The sequence below is a fragment of the Pseudomonas sp. Marseille-Q8238 genome (assembly GCF_965111915.1).
Genome location: NZ_CBCOPI010000001.1, coordinates 3,571,237 through 3,584,915 on the forward strand (window position 1 = coordinate 3,571,237; position 13,679 = coordinate 3,584,915).

The following is a 13,679-nucleotide window of genomic DNA, read 5'->3' on the forward strand; positions in this document are numbered from 1 at the left end:
GCAAAAAGGCATACGGGGCCAGCGCATGCCGTTGGCGGTGCCGACGTGGCCTGCCCTCAAAGCAGACCCAGTTGCGGCGCCTCGGGTTCAAGCTCAGGCAAAGCAGGCAAACCGGGCAGTCGCTCACCAAGCGATTGATGAAAACGGATGGCCTGGGCCGCGGCCAGGTGATTGTCCGGTGTGTGCAGGAATACATGAGGCGTCAGCCCCTGTTCGATCCAGGCCGCCACCTTGTCCAGCCAGGGCTCGAGAAACACCTGGTTGGCATCCAGATCCGGCCCACCGATAAAGCGCACCTGCGGGCTATCACTGAACGCTGTCGGGCGAATCGGCAACCGTGGTTTCTTGGACTGCGCGTGCAGAACGGCCGGATCGCTGGACGTGCAACTGAACAAGGCGCGCGAGTCGAGACAGATACGCTCCGCCCCTCGATCACGCAGATGCCGGTTGAGCAGGCGCTCGTCATCACCCTTGGCGAAAAAATCCGGGTGACGCACCTCCACGGCAATCCGCCTGCCAGCGAAGGCATCCAGCCAGGACAACAACTCACCCAGACGATGCGGACCAAAACTGGCCGGGAGCTGCAACCACAAGGGCGCCACCCGGCCGCCCAGTGGCGCCAACAGCGACAGGAACTCGGCAGTGGCAACTTCCTGGTCACGCAGGTCACCACCATGGCTGATATCGCGCGGCAGCTTGGCGCAGAAGTGAAAGCCTGCCGGCATCAACCCCGCCCAGCGCTCCACGGTCTGCGCCGAAGGGCGTGCATAGAAGGTGGTATTGCCCTCGACCGCATTGAACAACCGGGCGTAGAGCGACAGAAAGTCACTGTTGCGTGCAGATGCTGGATAGAGCGAAGGGCGCCAGGCTGGCTCGCTCCAGGATGGGCAGCCGAGAAAGTAAGGCAGCACCGGGGTCAGGCGTAGAGATCGAGGCCGAGAACGTCCGCCGCGTCGCGCTCATTGGTGAAGCTGGCCGTAGTGCCATAGGCCGACAGGGCCTGGTTGGCTCGGGCATTTAGCGGGCGCTGCTGATCGAGAACATCCTGCGCACGGGCCGGCAGGCTGTCGCTGCTGGCATTGCCCGCCTGCACCCGACGAATCTGCGGCGCCTGCTCGAAACCCTGGGTGCTGGCCGGCGTCGCCGGTTGCGCATTGCGCTCCTCTACCTCGCGCTGGCTTTCGCGATAAGGCGTTACCGCACTGCCCGGTCGGGGGCTGCGGTCCAGCGAGGTGGAAGAGATGAAGCCGTCAATGCGCATCGGGTATTGCTCGGTATAGGTGCTGGCAATTTAGCGGCGCCAGGCGCCGTTGGCAATGTTCAACTGACGATCAGGGTGCTGCCTTGGGTGTCGCCACCTTGTCGCGCAGGTAGACCGGCTGCGCCTGATCGGCCGGTAATGCCTCACCACGCGCCCAGGCGAACGTAGCCAGGCGCAACAGGTCCTCGGCATGGGGCAGCATCCCCCCGTCCACGCCATGAGGCTGTACGGCGATTCGAGAAGCATAGGTGCCCCAGCCGGTGCCGGCAGCGAACCAATCTCCTGTCGCGCCGCGCGGCAAGCTGGCCTGCTCCGGCGCCAGGACGGCTTCGAGGCCTGCCAGGCGCATTTCTCCGCCCTGCGCCTGGTAGCAGCCCCAATAAACCTCATCCATGCGCGCATCGATGGCCGCAGCCACCTGCAAGGCACCATGTTCACGCAAGGCCCGCTGTGCCAGCACCGCCAGGTTGGAAACCGGCAGGACAGGACGATCCAGGGCAAACGCCAACCCTTGAACCACACCGATGGCGATGCGCACGCCGGTGAACGCCCCCGGCCCGCGCCCGAATGCGATGGCATCCAGCGCGCCCAGCCCAACCCCGGCCTGCGCCAGCAGTTCATGGATCATCGGCAACAGACGCTGGGCATGCAGACGCGGGATCACCTCGTAGTGACTGAGCACCCGTCCCTCGTGCAGCAAGGCAACGGAGCAGGCTTCAGTGGCAGTATCCAGGGCCAGCAGAGTGGTCATCGGGTAATCCGGTCAGGCAGAAAAAGGCGGGCATTATAAACGCCAACGGCCCGCAAGCGGGCCGTTGGTCATGGCTGAGCGAAATCGATCAGCTAAGGGCAGCCAATACCTTGGCAGTGATCTCGTCGACCGAACCCACGCCTGCGATGGCGGCGTACTTCGGCGTCCCCTCGGCAGCGGCCAGCTTCTGGTAGAAGTCCACCAGCGGCTTGGTCTGCGAGTGATAAACGGACAGGCGATGACGCACGGTCTCTTCCTTGTCGTCTTCACGCTGGATCAGGTCGTCACCGGTTTCGTCATCCTTGCCGGCCACTTTCGGTGGATTGTGCTCGGTGTGATAGACGCGACCAGATGCCGGGTGCACACGGCGACCGGCGATACGACCAACGATTTCCTCGTCGTCCACGGCGATCTCGACCACGTGGTCGATGGTCACGCCGGCGCTCTTCAGCGCTTCGGCCTGCGGAATGGTGCGCGGGAAGCCATCGAACAGGAAGCCATTGGCGCAGTCGGCCTCGGCGATACGCTCTTTGACCAGGTTGATGATCAGGTCATCGGAAACCAGGCCGCCGCTGTCCATCACGCTCTTGGCCTTGAGGCCAAGTTCGGTACCGGCCTTGACCGCTGCACGCAGCATGTCGCCCGTGGAAATCTGCGGAATGCCAAATTTTTTGGTAATGAAACCAGCCTGGGTACCTTTGCCGGCACCGGGCGCCCCTAGCAGAATCACGCGCATCGATGTGCTCCTCAAGAAATGACTAGAAATCGTCGGATTCGCCTCATGGGGCCAATCTCTGTAATTCGGGCTTCGGCGTCACTGAGCGGCCAAAAGGTTGACCACGATACACAGCAGCCCCCGGCCACACAAGCCACCGAAAGTCGGATAAAAACCGACCTCAACCGGTGTTGCGCAAGCCCGCCGCGATACCGGCAACGGAGACCAGAAGCGCCTGCTCCAGAGGGCTGTCCGCAGGGCTCTCGCGCAGCCTGGAACGGGCCAGCAGCTCGGCCTGGAGCAGGTGCAGGGGGTCCAGGTAGGTGTTACGCACGGTAATCGCCTCACGGGTCTCCGGACTGTGGGTGAGCAGTTCAGACTGACCGGTCAAACCCAGTACGATGGTAGTAGCCTGCGACAATAGGTCGCGTAACTGCGCACCCAACGGCTGCAACCCGGTTTCGACCAAGCGCTCATCGTACAAGGTCGCAATGCTCGCATCGGCCTTGGCCAGGACCATTTCCAGCATGTCGATGCGTGTGCGAAAGAACGGCCATTGCTCGCGCATCTGCTCCAGCAGGCCTTGTTCACCGCGTTGCAATGCGTGTTCCAACGCGGCCTCCCAGCCTAGCCACGCGGGCAGCATCAACCGGGTTTGCGTCCAGGCGAATATCCATGGAATGGCACGCAGGCTTTCCACACCACCCGCGCGGCGCTTGGCAGGCCGGCTGCCCAGGGGCAAGCGGCCCAGTTCCTGTTCGGGCGTGGCCTGACGGAAATACTCGACGAACTGCGGATGCTCGCGCACCACTGCGCGGTACGCCGCAACGCCATCGGCAGCAAGGCGCTCCATGGCTTCACGCCAGGCAGGCTGCGGCACCGGCGGTGGTTGCAGGGTGGCCTCCAATACCGCTGCCAGGTACAGGTTGAGGTTCTGCTCGGCCAGGTCCGGCAGGCCGAACTTGAAGCGAATCATCTCGCCCTGTTCGGTGGTGCGGAAGCGGCCCGCCACCGAGCCGGGTGGCTGCGACAGGATTGCCGCGTGCGCCGGGCCACCGCCGCGCCCTACGGTGCCGCCTCGGCCATGGAACAGCAGCAATTCGACCTCATGCTGGCGACACACCTCGACCAGGGTCTCCTGGGCACGGTATTGCGCCCAGGCAGCCGCCAGCGTGCCGGCATCCTTGGCCGAGTCCGAGTAGCCGATCATCACCTCCTGCGGGCCATGCAGGCGTGCACGATAACCGTGTAGCCCCAGCAGACGGTCGATGGCAGGGCCGGCGTTTTCCAGATCGGCCAGGGTCTCGAACAGTGGCACCACACGGATCGGACGCTGCAGGCCCGACTCTTTGAGCAGCAACTGCACGGCCAGCACATCGGACGCCGCGCCTGCCATGGAGATGACATACGAGCCCAGGGACGCAGCAGGTGCAGCGGCCACTACCCGGCACGTCGCCAGCACCTCGGCGGTTTCCGCACTGGGGCGAAACTGGTTCGGCAGCAACGGCCTGCGGTTATCCAGCTCGCGCTGCAGGAAGGTCAGGCGCGCCTCTTCATCCCACTCGGTGTAGCTGCCCAAGCCCAGGTATTCGGTAATTTCGTTGAGCGCCGCGGCATGCCGGGCAGCATCCTGACGTACATCAAGACGCACCAGAAACAAGCCGAACGTAGCCGCGCGGCGCAAGGTATCGAGCAGCGCGCCTTCGGCGATCACACCCATACCGCTGTGATGCAGCGACTGATAGCACAGCTCCAGCGGCTCGAGCAGGTCGCGGTTTTCGTGCAACACCGCCGGCCCTGGCGCAACCTCACTGTCCAATGCTGCTTCGGCCCAGGCACGCGTGGCACGCAGGCGCTCGCGCAGTTGTTTGAGCACGGCCCGATAGGGTTCTGGGTGCACGCCCACCACTCGCCGCAGCTCATCACTGGCGTGCTGCATGGACAGCTCGGCCGCCAGGTGGTCGATGTCGCGCAGGTACAGGTCGGCCGCCATCCAGCGCGCCAGGAGCAGGACCTCGCGGGAAACCTTGGCGGTGACATTCGGGTTGCCGTCGCGGTCGCCGCCCATCCATGAAGCGAAACGCACCGGGGCGGCCTCGAGCGGCAGGTGCAGCCCGGTGGTGGCATGCAGGACCTGATCCGTCCGCCGCAGAAAATTCGGCACAGCGTGCCATAGCGAATGCTCGATCACGGCGAAACCCCATTTGGCTTCGTCTACCGGGCTTGGCCGACTGCGACGGATTTCCTCGGTATGCCAGGCCTCGGCGATCAGACGCTGAAGGCGCAGCCGCGCCAGATCTCCCTCCTCGTCCGTCAGGTCGGTATGGTCCAACGCCGCCAGCTGGGCCGTGATGGCATCGTATTTCTGGATCAAGGTGCGCCGCGCCACCTCGGTCGGGTGCGCCGTCAGTACCAGCTCGATATCCAGACGCGCCAGTTGCCGGGCCAGTTTCTCCGGCTCGTGCCCATCGTTCTTCAGGCGCTGCAGCAGTTCGCCCAGCACACGGCTCTCGAACGATGCAGACTCGTTGGGGCGCCGTCGGCGAATACGGTGGTACTGCTCGGCAATGTTGGCCAGGTTGAGAAACTGGTTGAAGGCACGGGCCACGGGCAACAGCTCGTCGTCGCCCAATGCGTCCAGGGTGTCACGCAGCTGTTGTTCGCCAGCTGCAGAGCCCTTGCGCCCCGCTTTGGAGCCCTGGCGAATCAGTTCGATCTTGTCGAGAAAGGCCTCGCCATGCTGCTCACGGATGGTATTGCCGAGCAGTTCGCCCAACAGGTGTACGTCTTCGCGCAACCGCGCATCGATTTCTGCCATGGCCGCACGCTCCGCCTCGAAATAGAGCCTCCAGATTGCACAGGGCGACGCTTTCTTACAAGCACGGGTCAGTTCGACACCAGGAAGGACCGGGCCCGCTACGCTGAACCATGGGCCTGATTGTCGTCTCATCCATGAGGACAGTCTTTTTTGCCTGCACCATCCGCACAATCAGAGGTACTTATGAAAATCCGCGAACTCGTGCGCCATTGGGAACAGAACGCCAAGGCTCGGTTGACCCGCAGTCGCTACCAGATCCACCTGGAGCTCGAGGCCGCTGCACGCCTGGCAGCACTCGCCGAGATGTACCCCAAGCGCAGCCCTGAGGAACTGCTGGGCGAACTGATCAGCGCAGCATTGGACGAACTGGAATCCAGCCTTCCCTACATCAAGGGCAGCCAGGTGATCGCCACCGATGAGCAGGGCGATCCACTTTACGAAGACATCGGCCCGACTCCCCGCTTCCTTGCCCTGTCGCGCAAATACCTGCAGCAATTCACCACTCAGGCGCAAAGCCCTACCAGCCACTGATTCCCTGAAAGCCCCCCAGCAACACGCCATACCTGGCTTTTCAATCAGCTTTCCACGACCAGCAGGCCCAGGCATGGCGGGCCTCTGCGTGGCTGGATAAAAAAACCTTGAACAATCCTGAACGGCCTCCGGTCACAAAACATAGCCAGCGCATTCACGATGAAATCATCGAGAAAAATACGACTTTTTCTTCGAAAAAAACTCAGTGAGCATGCATCTGGCAGGAAATTGTCATGAGTTATCACGATGTCGAGGATGTAATCAAATGGAGCTGAATATCATGAAGGCAATCCCTGCTGTCACCGGATCGAAAACACTGGCAGCGGCCCTGGCACTGGGCGGCAGCCTGTTGCTGGCAGGCTGTGCTGGCACCCCTCCCACCGAGCAGTTCGCGGTCACCAACACGGTCGTCAGAAGCGCCGTGGACGCTGGCGGCACGCAATATGCCCCGGTAGAAATGAAGACCGCCCAGGACAAGCTGACCCAGGCCGAACGCCTGATGCAGGACAAGAAGTACGACGAAGCTCGTCGTATCGCCGAAGAGGCTGAGTGGGACGCCCGTGTAGCAGAGCGCAAGGCGCGCGCGGTTAAAACGGAGAAGGCCCTGCAGGATGCCCAGCAAGGCATTCAGCAGATCCGCGAGGAAGGTTCGCGTACCCCCATCATTGTGCAGTGACCTGAACCGGCCCCACGCTTAACGATAAGGATGATCCCATGAATAAATTCATTGCTGTTCCCGCCCTGTCCCTGCTCAGCCTGGCCCTGGTTGCTTGCGCCTCCAAGCCGAACCCCAATCTGGAGCAGGCCAACAGTAACTTCTCGCAACTGCAGGCCGAGCCCAAGGCGAACTCCCTGGCCCCCCTGGAAACCAAGGATGCTTCCGACATGCTCGCCCGCGCCAACAAGGCCTATTCTGATCGCGAAGACGTAGTGCAGGTCGATCACCTGGCCTACATCACCAACCAGCGCGTTGAACTGGCTCGCCAGACCATCAAGCAGAAAGAAGCAGAAGCGGCTCTGGCCAAAGCCCCGGCTCAGCGCACACAAGCGCAGCTGGACGCCCGCAACCAGCAGGTCGATGTGCTGCTCAACCAGCTCAAGGCGAAAAAGACCGAACGTGGCGATGTGGTCACCCTGGGTGACGTACTGTTCCAGATCGATCGTTCCGAGCTGAACCCGAATGGCCTGCGCAACGTGCAGCAACTGGCGAACTACCTGTCGCAAAACCCCGATCGCCAGGTCGTGGTTGAAGGCTTCACCGACAGCACCGGCACCGTAGACCACAACCTGCGCCTGTCGAAAGCACGCGCTGATTCGGTCCGCCGTGCACTGGTCGCCGCCGGGGTCAACCCGACGCGCATCACCACCCATGGTTTCGGCAAGGACTACCCGGTCGCCAGCAATGACACCGCAGACTCCCGTAGCCTTAACCGTCGCGTGGAAGTGACCATTGCCAATGGCCCGGGCCCAGTAGCACCACGCGTGCGCTGATCCGCGCCACCAGCAATGAAAAAGCCCGCATCACGCGGGCTTTTTTCTTGCCTGACATATCAGGGTCTGTGTCGTTTCGCTCGCGAGCCGCGTGGCCGCGAGAAATGGCAACAGCCCCTAGTGACGCTTGTGCGTACCTGGCACATGCAGGTGCCCCGCCGCCGCACAGGCATCGGTCGTCACCGGAATCACGGCCGGCTGCTCCAGCTCACGCAAGATGCCACAGGCCTCACTGCTGCCACTGATCTGGCAATGGGCACGCAGATCCCGCAACTGCTCCTGCAAGGCACGCAACTCTGCGATACGCACCTCGACATGGTGGATATGTTCATCGATCAGGTGATTGGCAGCCGTGCAGTCAGCCTCGGGACTATCACGCAGCGCCAACAGGGCACGAATTTCCTGCTGGGTCATATCCAACGAGCGGCAATGACGGATGAATGCCAGGCGCTCGACATGCAGTTGCGTGTACTGCCGGTAATTGCCTTCGCTACGTGATGGCTCGGGCAATAGCCCTTCTCGCTCGTAATAACGAATGGTCTCTACCGGGCAATCGGTCAACCGGGACAACTCGCCAATTTTCATTCTGGAATCCTGATGCTTGACTCTGTAGTTGCTACAGGGTGTGCAATCGGCAGCATATCGTCAATGGAGCTCCACCATGAGCCAGAATCACTGCTGCAACCATGACCACCCCGCCCCCGAAGTGCCCGCAGGCAATCCTGACCTGACGACCGCAAGCACTGGCGAGTTGCGCTGGAGCGCCCTGCGCATCGAAGCCATGGACTGCCCTACCGAAGAACGCCTGCTGCGCAATGCCCTGGGGAAACTGCCAGAAGTCGAAGCCCTGGAGTTCAACCTGATGCAACGCGTCCTGCGCGTGCAGCATCGCTTTACCGAGCTGCAACCGCTGCAGCAGTTGATCGCTACGCTGGGCATGCAGGCTGAAGACATCGATGCCGCGCCCAGTGAAACAGCCGCCAGCCCTGCACAAAAGCCCTGGTGGCCGCTGGCTGTAGCCGGCGTGCTGGCCCTTGCGTCCGAGATCTGCGAATGGTTTGCCATCGGCCCGCAATGGCTGGTTGCGGCGCTGGCCCTGCTGGCCATCGCAGGCGCCGGCCTGCCGACCTATCGCAAGGGGCTGATCGCCCTGAAGAATCGTGACCTGAACATCAACGCCCTGATGAGTATCGCCGTAACCGGCGCCCTGCTGATCGGTCAATGGCCGGAAGCGGCGATGGTCAGCGTGCTGTTCGCCATTGCCGAACTGATCGAGGCCAAGTCTCTGGACCGCGCTCGCCGGGCCATCAGTGGCCTGCTCGACCTGGCACCCCAGCAAGCCACGGTGAGCATCGACGGCACCTGGCGCGAAGTGCCTGCTAGCAGCGTGCAACCCGGCACCCGCGTTCGTGTGCGTCCCGGTGAGCGAATCGCCCTGGACGGCACCCTGCTGGCCGGCAACTCCAGCGTCAACCAGGCGCCTATCACCGGAGAAAGCCTGCCCGTGGAGAAGCAGGTAGGCGATAGCCTGTTCGCCGGCACCATCAACGGCGAAGGCGAGCTGGAGTTCGAAGTCACCCGGGCTGCCAATGACAGCACCCTGGCGCGCATCATCCATGCCGTCGAGGAAGCCCAGGGCACCCGCGCGCCGACCCAGCGCTTCGTCGACCGCTTTTCGCGTATCTACACCCCAACCGTTTTCATCATCGCGTTGCTCACGGCGGTGTTGCCTCCGCTGCTATTCCAGGGCGTCTGGCTCGACTGGATCTACCGCGCGCTGGTGCTGCTGGTCATTGCCTGCCCCTGTGCACTGGTGATCTCCACCCCCGTCACCCTGGTCAGCGGCCTGGCTGCGGCAGCGCGCATGGGCATTCTGGTCAAGGGTGGCGTGTTCCTGGAAATGGGTCGCCAGCTCACCTGGATCGCCCTGGACAAGACCGGCACCCTGACCCACGGCCGCCCGCAGCAGACCGACTTCATCGCGCTGCGCCCAGGCGATGCACGCAGCCTGGCTGCCAGCCTGGCCTCACGCTCCGATCACCCGGTGTCCCAGGCGCTGGCTCGTGCCGCACTGACCGAACAGATTGCCTTGCAGCCCGTTGAGCAGCTCACGGCGCTGCCCGGCCGGGGGGTAAAAGGCCTGATCGCCGGCACCCCCTACCACCTGGGCAATCATCGCCTGGTCGAAGAGCTGGGGCTGTGTTCCAGTGAGCTCGAAGCCCGTCTCGACGAGCTGGAGCGCCAGGGCAAGACGGTGATCGTGCTGCTCGATGAAGCGGGGCCGATGGCTCTGTTCGCCGTGGCCGATGCCGTGCGCGAAACCAGCCGCGAGGCCGTGAGCCAGTTGCATGACATCGGTGTGCGCACCCTGATGCTGACGGGCGACAACCCGCACACCGCTGCCGCCATCGCCAAGCAGGTTGGTATCGATGAGGCGCTGGGCAACCTGCTGCCGGAAGACAAGCTGCGCGAAGTCGAACGCCGACAGGCAAACGACCAGCGAATCGGCATGGTCGGCGACGGCATCAACGATGCACCCGCGCTGGCCCGTGCCGATATAGGTTTTGCCATGGGCGCTGCCGGCACCGACACGGCCATCGAGACCGCAGATGTGGCGTTGATGGACGATGACCTGCGCAAGTTGCCGACGTTCATCCGCCTGTCGCGCCGCACCCATTCCGTGCTGATGCAAAACATCAGCCTGGCGCTGGGCATCAAGCTGGTGTTTCTCGGCTTGACCCTGGTCGGTGCAGGCAGCTTGTGGATGGCCGTCTTCGCCGACATGGGCGCCAGCTTGCTGGTGGTGTTCAACGGCCTGCGCCTGTTGCGTATGGCTCGCTGAAACGCGTAAGCGCTCTTGCCAGACTCACCGGCAAGAGCGCTTCAGGAGCAGGCCGTTGTGGAGAGGGATTACTGCGCGGCAGGTGCCTGCGGGGTTTCCTGACCGATGCAACGCACGGCCTGCTTGCGGTCATCGACCAGCACGCCAGTCAGCCCCTTCTGCTCGGTGTCGAACAGCACCAGCACACCATCGATGCAATGCGCGACTTGCCTGGCTGGCTTCACGGAGAGTTTGTAGTCCTGCCCGGGAATGGTCTTGAGCATGGTGAAGTCGGCCAGCAGCAGGGCATCCTCCTCCTTGGCGAAATGCACGTAGCCGTAGTACCACAACACCAGAATGGTGCCGACAATACTGACGATGCCGGTAAGGATCAGAGGGATGGCGTTGCGTTCTTCACTCATGGCGATCTTCACTTGCTGACAGAAGGGAGGGTTGGAATTGAAAGCGCCGCAGCCTGATACAGCCATCGATCGATGGCAAGCGCCACGATGCCGCAGCCGGCCGATTTGGCACCACGACATTCATAGGATATTCGCGTAATCGGCCTCGATACGATCCAGGCTCAGGTGGTTGAGGAAGTTGGAAAAGCACATCCAGGCCGACAACGCGTTGAGGTCGCGGAACTGCTGCGGCAGGTACTTGGGAGGCACAACCAACCCTTCATCGACCAACTGACGCAGGGTACGCATGTCTTCCAGGGTGGTTTTGCCACAGAACAGCAGGGGAATCTGCTCCAGCTTGCCTTTGCGTACGGCCAACTGGATGTAGTTGTAGATCAGGATGAAGCCCTTGAGGTAGGACAGATCCTTGGTGAACGGCAACCCCGTCGGGGTGGAGCCGCGGAATACCCGACTGGCACTGCCGTAGCTCTCCGCCATGCCGTAGCCCTGCTCCTGGTAGAACGCGAACACCTGCAGGAAGTCGGCACCCTCCTCCGCCATGTGAATGGCGCGGGTACGATTGGTCAGCTTGCGCAAACGCGTCGGGTAAGAGGCAAAAGCGATGACCTCCATGAGAATGGCCAGGCCTTCCTGGGTCACCGTCGATGAGGGTGGCCCCTTGGCCAGGAAGGTACAGATCGGCTGGTTCTGCCCGTTCAACGTGGTGCCGACATGGACCAGCCCTTCGTGGACCTCCAACGCACGCACATCACGCTCGTTGAACATCGCGTCGGCACGCACCTTGATGTAGTCGGCACCGGCCGCCGCATCGGCGACGATACCGTCGGACTCGAATACGCGAATGGTGTCGTCGCCAAATACACCGGCCAGGCGGGTCTGCAATTGCAGCACTGCGTCCTTGGCGGTCAGGGTCTTGGCTTCGTCTTCGAGATCGCCGCGACTGGCGATGTTGTTGAGGTAATCGGAGAGCATCAGGCCGAGGTCGGCAAGGGTCGGGTCACCGGCGTGGAAGGCATCGGACGCCGCGCCATACAGCTCCTGGGAAATCAGGCCGAAATCCGCCGTGCCACGTGCTTCGAGCATGCGGATTACCATGCGGTATTCCTTGCACATGCGCCGCATGATCTGCCCGACCGGGTTGAACTGTCCCAGGTGGCGGGTGATATCACGCTCGATGTTCTGAAACTCCAGCTTCTTCGCGGCGGCATCGAACGCCAGCGGTCGGCTATCGTAGTAGCTGCGATCCACCGCCGGCATCGCCTTGCCCTTGGCCTTGAGGAAGCCCTGACGGATGCTGTCGTCCCACTTGATGGCATCGAGCACGCGAATCGGCGTCTGCGCGTCGACAATCCGGTCGGACAAACCACGGATCGTGGCCTGGTATTCGTTAAGCGTATCGCCTTTGCTCATGCCCACTCCGTTACTGGCCACTGCTGCGCTGATAGCGCGCCACTTCGATGAAAACATCGGAATTGGCCTGATCGTCCAGATAGCCGAACACCTGTGGCAACGGGCTGCTGATCAGCAGACCATCGCCCTGTACGGTCTCCACCGTCTGACCCTGCAGGACACCGTTGTGTACATCCTGCTGGATGCGGTCTACATCGAGGGTATAGATGACCAGTTCATTGCTGCTGGTCAGCTCGAAACCGGCAATCGCGAAATTGGCGCCCAGCCGCTTCGGCAACCCCGCCGACATGTACCAGCGATGCCCGTGATGAGACACCGTGAAGCCATATTCGTCAGCCGTCTTGCCCTCTTCGCCGTCGCTCCAGACACGCGCCCGATAAAGGTTAGAGCCCGAACGGCTGATACTGAGCAACTGCCGCTCGCCCCATTCATCCTGCCGCTCCCACTCACCGAGCAGAGGAATCGGTGCCGCCTCATTGGCAGGAATCGGCTCCCTGAATGTGACCAGGCAACCGCTCGATAGCAGACAGAACAGAGCGACGATCGCGAAACGCCAGGTTTTCATTACGCACTCCTTGTGAGATCCGATAAACCAGCGGTGGCGACGGCAACCAAGCAGCGAGCGAGCTACCGGGACAGCTCCGACTCAGAGGCCACAGACCAGATCGAGGAAGCGTTTGAGAACAGCCCGCTGCCCTGCCCGGTCCAGATTCTCCAGCCCATCGACGAGGGCATGATATTCCATCCGCAAAATAAGCGTAGTCAACACGCGCGCATCCTCTACCGGTGCGCTCGATCCCATGGCACGCAACGCCATTTCAGCGAAATGCGTGCGCAACTGCTGATGCGCCAAAGCCAGTGATTTCAAGGCCGGATTGGTCAGCGACTCCTGACCAAAGGCGATTTCCAGCCAGAGTTCGTCGCGGCCTTCGCGTAATTTGGCCTCGACATGGGCAACCGCGACATCAATGGCGTGATCCACCATCTGCCTGCGCGCCTGCCGATCGCCCTCGGCGCTTGCGGCCAGGCGCTGGAAGTCATCGTCGATACCGGCCCAAAGCACGGCCAGACTGGCAGAACTGCGCTCCACGAACAGCGCAAAGCTGTCGCTGATGAGGTCCTTGATGTCTTTGAAGTAGTAGGTCGTGGCCGATAGTGGCACCTGGGCTTCGGCCGCAACCGCGCGGTGACGAACAGCCCTAATGCCGTCACGCACGATGATGCGCAGTACAGCTTCGAGGATTTTACGGCGGCGTTGCTCGCTGCCCTGACGGCTGGTCTTGCGACCCCGGTACTGGATGCTCTCGGCCAAGTCGCTGGCGCGTCTGGCGGGATGCTGCTTGCTGGGTGCCTGAATCACTGGGAAAACGATCCTCTCGCCCGCTGATGCGGAAAATGCGGCCCACCCCATCAGTGGGCCGATCTTTTCGCATTGTCATAGCAAAGATGGCCAATTGCC

The 13,679-nt window shown here is 62.3% G+C and carries 14 protein-coding genes; 4 read left to right on the forward strand and 10 right to left on the reverse strand.

The annotated features are described in order from the left end of the window. Nucleotides 1-56 precede the first annotated feature (56 nt). From ACWPW0_RS16650 to ppc, 5 genes are all read right to left on the reverse strand, one after another. A complete protein-coding gene (locus tag ACWPW0_RS16650) occupies nt 57-911 on the reverse strand; it encodes a DUF72 domain-containing protein (protein WP_454255910.1) in 855 nt (284 codons plus the stop codon). Nucleotides 912-916: 5 nt separating this feature from the next. Then, the gene (locus tag ACWPW0_RS16655) at nt 917-1,261 is read right to left on the reverse strand and encodes a hypothetical protein (protein WP_454255911.1); all 345 of its coding nucleotides are present in this window, start codon (nt 1,259-1,261) and stop codon (nt 917-919) included. A 70-nt stretch (nt 1,262-1,331) separates the two neighbouring features. After that, nucleotides 1,332-2,012 (reverse strand): tRNA (adenosine(37)-N6)-threonylcarbamoyltransferase complex dimerization subunit type 1 TsaB, encoded by a 681-nt coding sequence (gene tsaB / locus ACWPW0_RS16660; protein WP_454255912.1) that lies wholly within the window; start codon nt 2,010-2,012, stop codon nt 1,332-1,334. 88 nt (nt 2,013-2,100) lie between these two features. Beyond that, nucleotides 2,101-2,748 carry an adenylate kinase gene (gene adk, locus ACWPW0_RS16665; RefSeq protein ID WP_447593148.1) on the reverse strand — a complete coding sequence of 216 codons (648 nt, stop codon included), beginning with the start codon at nt 2,746-2,748 and terminating at the stop codon, nt 2,101-2,103. A gap of 160 nt (nt 2,749-2,908) precedes the next feature. Then, nucleotides 2,909-5,545: a phosphoenolpyruvate carboxylase gene (gene ppc, locus ACWPW0_RS16670; RefSeq protein ID WP_454255913.1), complete on the reverse strand. Its 2,637-nt coding sequence runs from the start codon at nt 5,543-5,545 to the stop codon at nt 2,909-2,911. Between the two features lie 183 nt (nt 5,546-5,728). Here ppc and ACWPW0_RS16675 point away from each other — a divergent pair, with 183 nt between their 5' ends. The 3 genes from ACWPW0_RS16675 (at nt 5,729) to ACWPW0_RS16685 (ending at nt 7,567) form a co-directional block, all read left to right on the forward strand. Then, a complete protein-coding gene (locus ACWPW0_RS16675) occupies nt 5,729-6,076 on the forward strand; it encodes a pilin assembly protein (protein ID WP_447593152.1) in 348 nt (115 codons plus the stop codon). Between the two features lie 265 nt (nt 6,077-6,341). Beyond that, nucleotides 6,342-6,752, forward strand: a complete 411-nt coding sequence (locus ACWPW0_RS16680; protein WP_447593153.1) for a DUF4398 domain-containing protein — start codon at nt 6,342-6,344, stop codon at nt 6,750-6,752. Between the two features lie 38 nt (nt 6,753-6,790). After that, nucleotides 6,791-7,567: an OmpA family protein gene (locus ACWPW0_RS16685; protein ID WP_447593155.1), complete on the forward strand. Its 777-nt coding sequence runs from the start codon at nt 6,791-6,793 to the stop codon at nt 7,565-7,567. A gap of 117 nt (nt 7,568-7,684) precedes the next feature. Here ACWPW0_RS16685 and cadR read toward each other — a convergent pair whose 3' ends face one another. Beyond that, the gene (gene cadR / locus ACWPW0_RS16690; protein WP_454255914.1) at nt 7,685-8,152 is read right to left on the reverse strand and encodes a Cd(II)/Pb(II)-responsive transcriptional regulator; all 468 of its coding nucleotides are present in this window, start codon (nt 8,150-8,152) and stop codon (nt 7,685-7,687) included. 76 nt (nt 8,153-8,228) lie between these two features. Here cadR and ACWPW0_RS16695 point away from each other — a divergent pair, with 76 nt between their 5' ends. Further along, the gene (locus ACWPW0_RS16695; protein ID WP_454255915.1) at nt 8,229-10,409 is read left to right on the forward strand and encodes a heavy metal translocating P-type ATPase; all 2,181 of its coding nucleotides are present in this window, start codon (nt 8,229-8,231) and stop codon (nt 10,407-10,409) included. Nucleotides 10,410-10,477: 68 nt separating this feature from the next. Here ACWPW0_RS16695 and ACWPW0_RS16700 read toward each other — a convergent pair whose 3' ends face one another. The 4 genes from ACWPW0_RS16700 to ACWPW0_RS16715 form a co-directional block, all read right to left on the reverse strand. Then, nucleotides 10,478-10,810, reverse strand: a complete 333-nt coding sequence (locus tag ACWPW0_RS16700; protein WP_447593160.1) for a hypothetical protein — start codon at nt 10,808-10,810, stop codon at nt 10,478-10,480. 120 nt (nt 10,811-10,930) lie between these two features. Continuing rightward, nucleotides 10,931-12,220 (reverse strand): flavohemoglobin expression-modulating QEGLA motif protein, encoded by a 1,290-nt coding sequence (locus tag ACWPW0_RS16705; RefSeq protein ID WP_454255916.1) that lies wholly within the window; start codon nt 12,218-12,220, stop codon nt 10,931-10,933. A gap of 10 nt (nt 12,221-12,230) precedes the next feature. Next, the gene (locus ACWPW0_RS16710; protein WP_454255917.1) at nt 12,231-12,785 is read right to left on the reverse strand and encodes a hypothetical protein; all 555 of its coding nucleotides are present in this window, start codon (nt 12,783-12,785) and stop codon (nt 12,231-12,233) included. Nucleotides 12,786-12,866: 81 nt separating this feature from the next. Then, nucleotides 12,867-13,580 (reverse strand): TetR/AcrR family transcriptional regulator, encoded by a 714-nt coding sequence (locus ACWPW0_RS16715; RefSeq protein WP_447595689.1) that lies wholly within the window; start codon nt 13,578-13,580, stop codon nt 12,867-12,869. Between the last annotated feature and the right edge of the window lie 99 nt (nt 13,581-13,679).

Excerpts from the sequence above, each read along its gene's own strand:
- ACWPW0_RS16705 (WP_454255916.1), bottom strand. The coding sequence starts at position 12,220 with ATGAGCAAAGGCGATACGCTTAACGAATACCAGGCCACGATCCGTGGT.
- adk (WP_447593148.1), bottom strand. The coding sequence starts at position 2,748 with ATGCGCGTGATTCTGCTAGGGGCGCCCGGTGCCGGCAAAGGTACCCAG.
- tsaB (WP_454255912.1), bottom strand. The coding sequence starts at position 2,012 with ATGACCACTCTGCTGGCCCTGGATACTGCCACTGAAGCCTGCTCCGTT.
- ACWPW0_RS16675 (WP_447593152.1), top strand. The coding sequence starts at position 5,729 with ATGAAAATCCGCGAACTCGTGCGCCATTGGGAACAGAACGCCAAGGCT.
- ACWPW0_RS16680 (WP_447593153.1), top strand. The coding sequence starts at position 6,342 with ATGGAGCTGAATATCATGAAGGCAATCCCTGCTGTCACCGGATCGAAA.
- ACWPW0_RS16700 (WP_447593160.1), bottom strand. The coding sequence starts at position 10,810 with ATGAGTGAAGAACGCAACGCCATCCCTCTGATCCTTACCGGCATCGTC.
- ppc (WP_454255913.1), bottom strand. The coding sequence starts at position 5,545 with ATGGCAGAAATCGATGCGCGGTTGCGCGAAGACGTACACCTGTTGGGC.
- ACWPW0_RS16655 (WP_454255911.1), bottom strand. The coding sequence starts at position 1,261 with ATGCGCATTGACGGCTTCATCTCTTCCACCTCGCTGGACCGCAGCCCC.
- ACWPW0_RS16710 (WP_454255917.1), bottom strand. The coding sequence starts at position 12,785 with ATGAAAACCTGGCGTTTCGCGATCGTCGCTCTGTTCTGTCTGCTATCG.
- cadR (WP_454255914.1), bottom strand. The coding sequence starts at position 8,152 with ATGAAAATTGGCGAGTTGTCCCGGTTGACCGATTGCCCGGTAGAGACC.
- ACWPW0_RS16695 (WP_454255915.1), top strand. The coding sequence starts at position 8,229 with ATGAGCCAGAATCACTGCTGCAACCATGACCACCCCGCCCCCGAAGTG.
- ACWPW0_RS16685 (WP_447593155.1), top strand. The coding sequence starts at position 6,791 with ATGAATAAATTCATTGCTGTTCCCGCCCTGTCCCTGCTCAGCCTGGCC.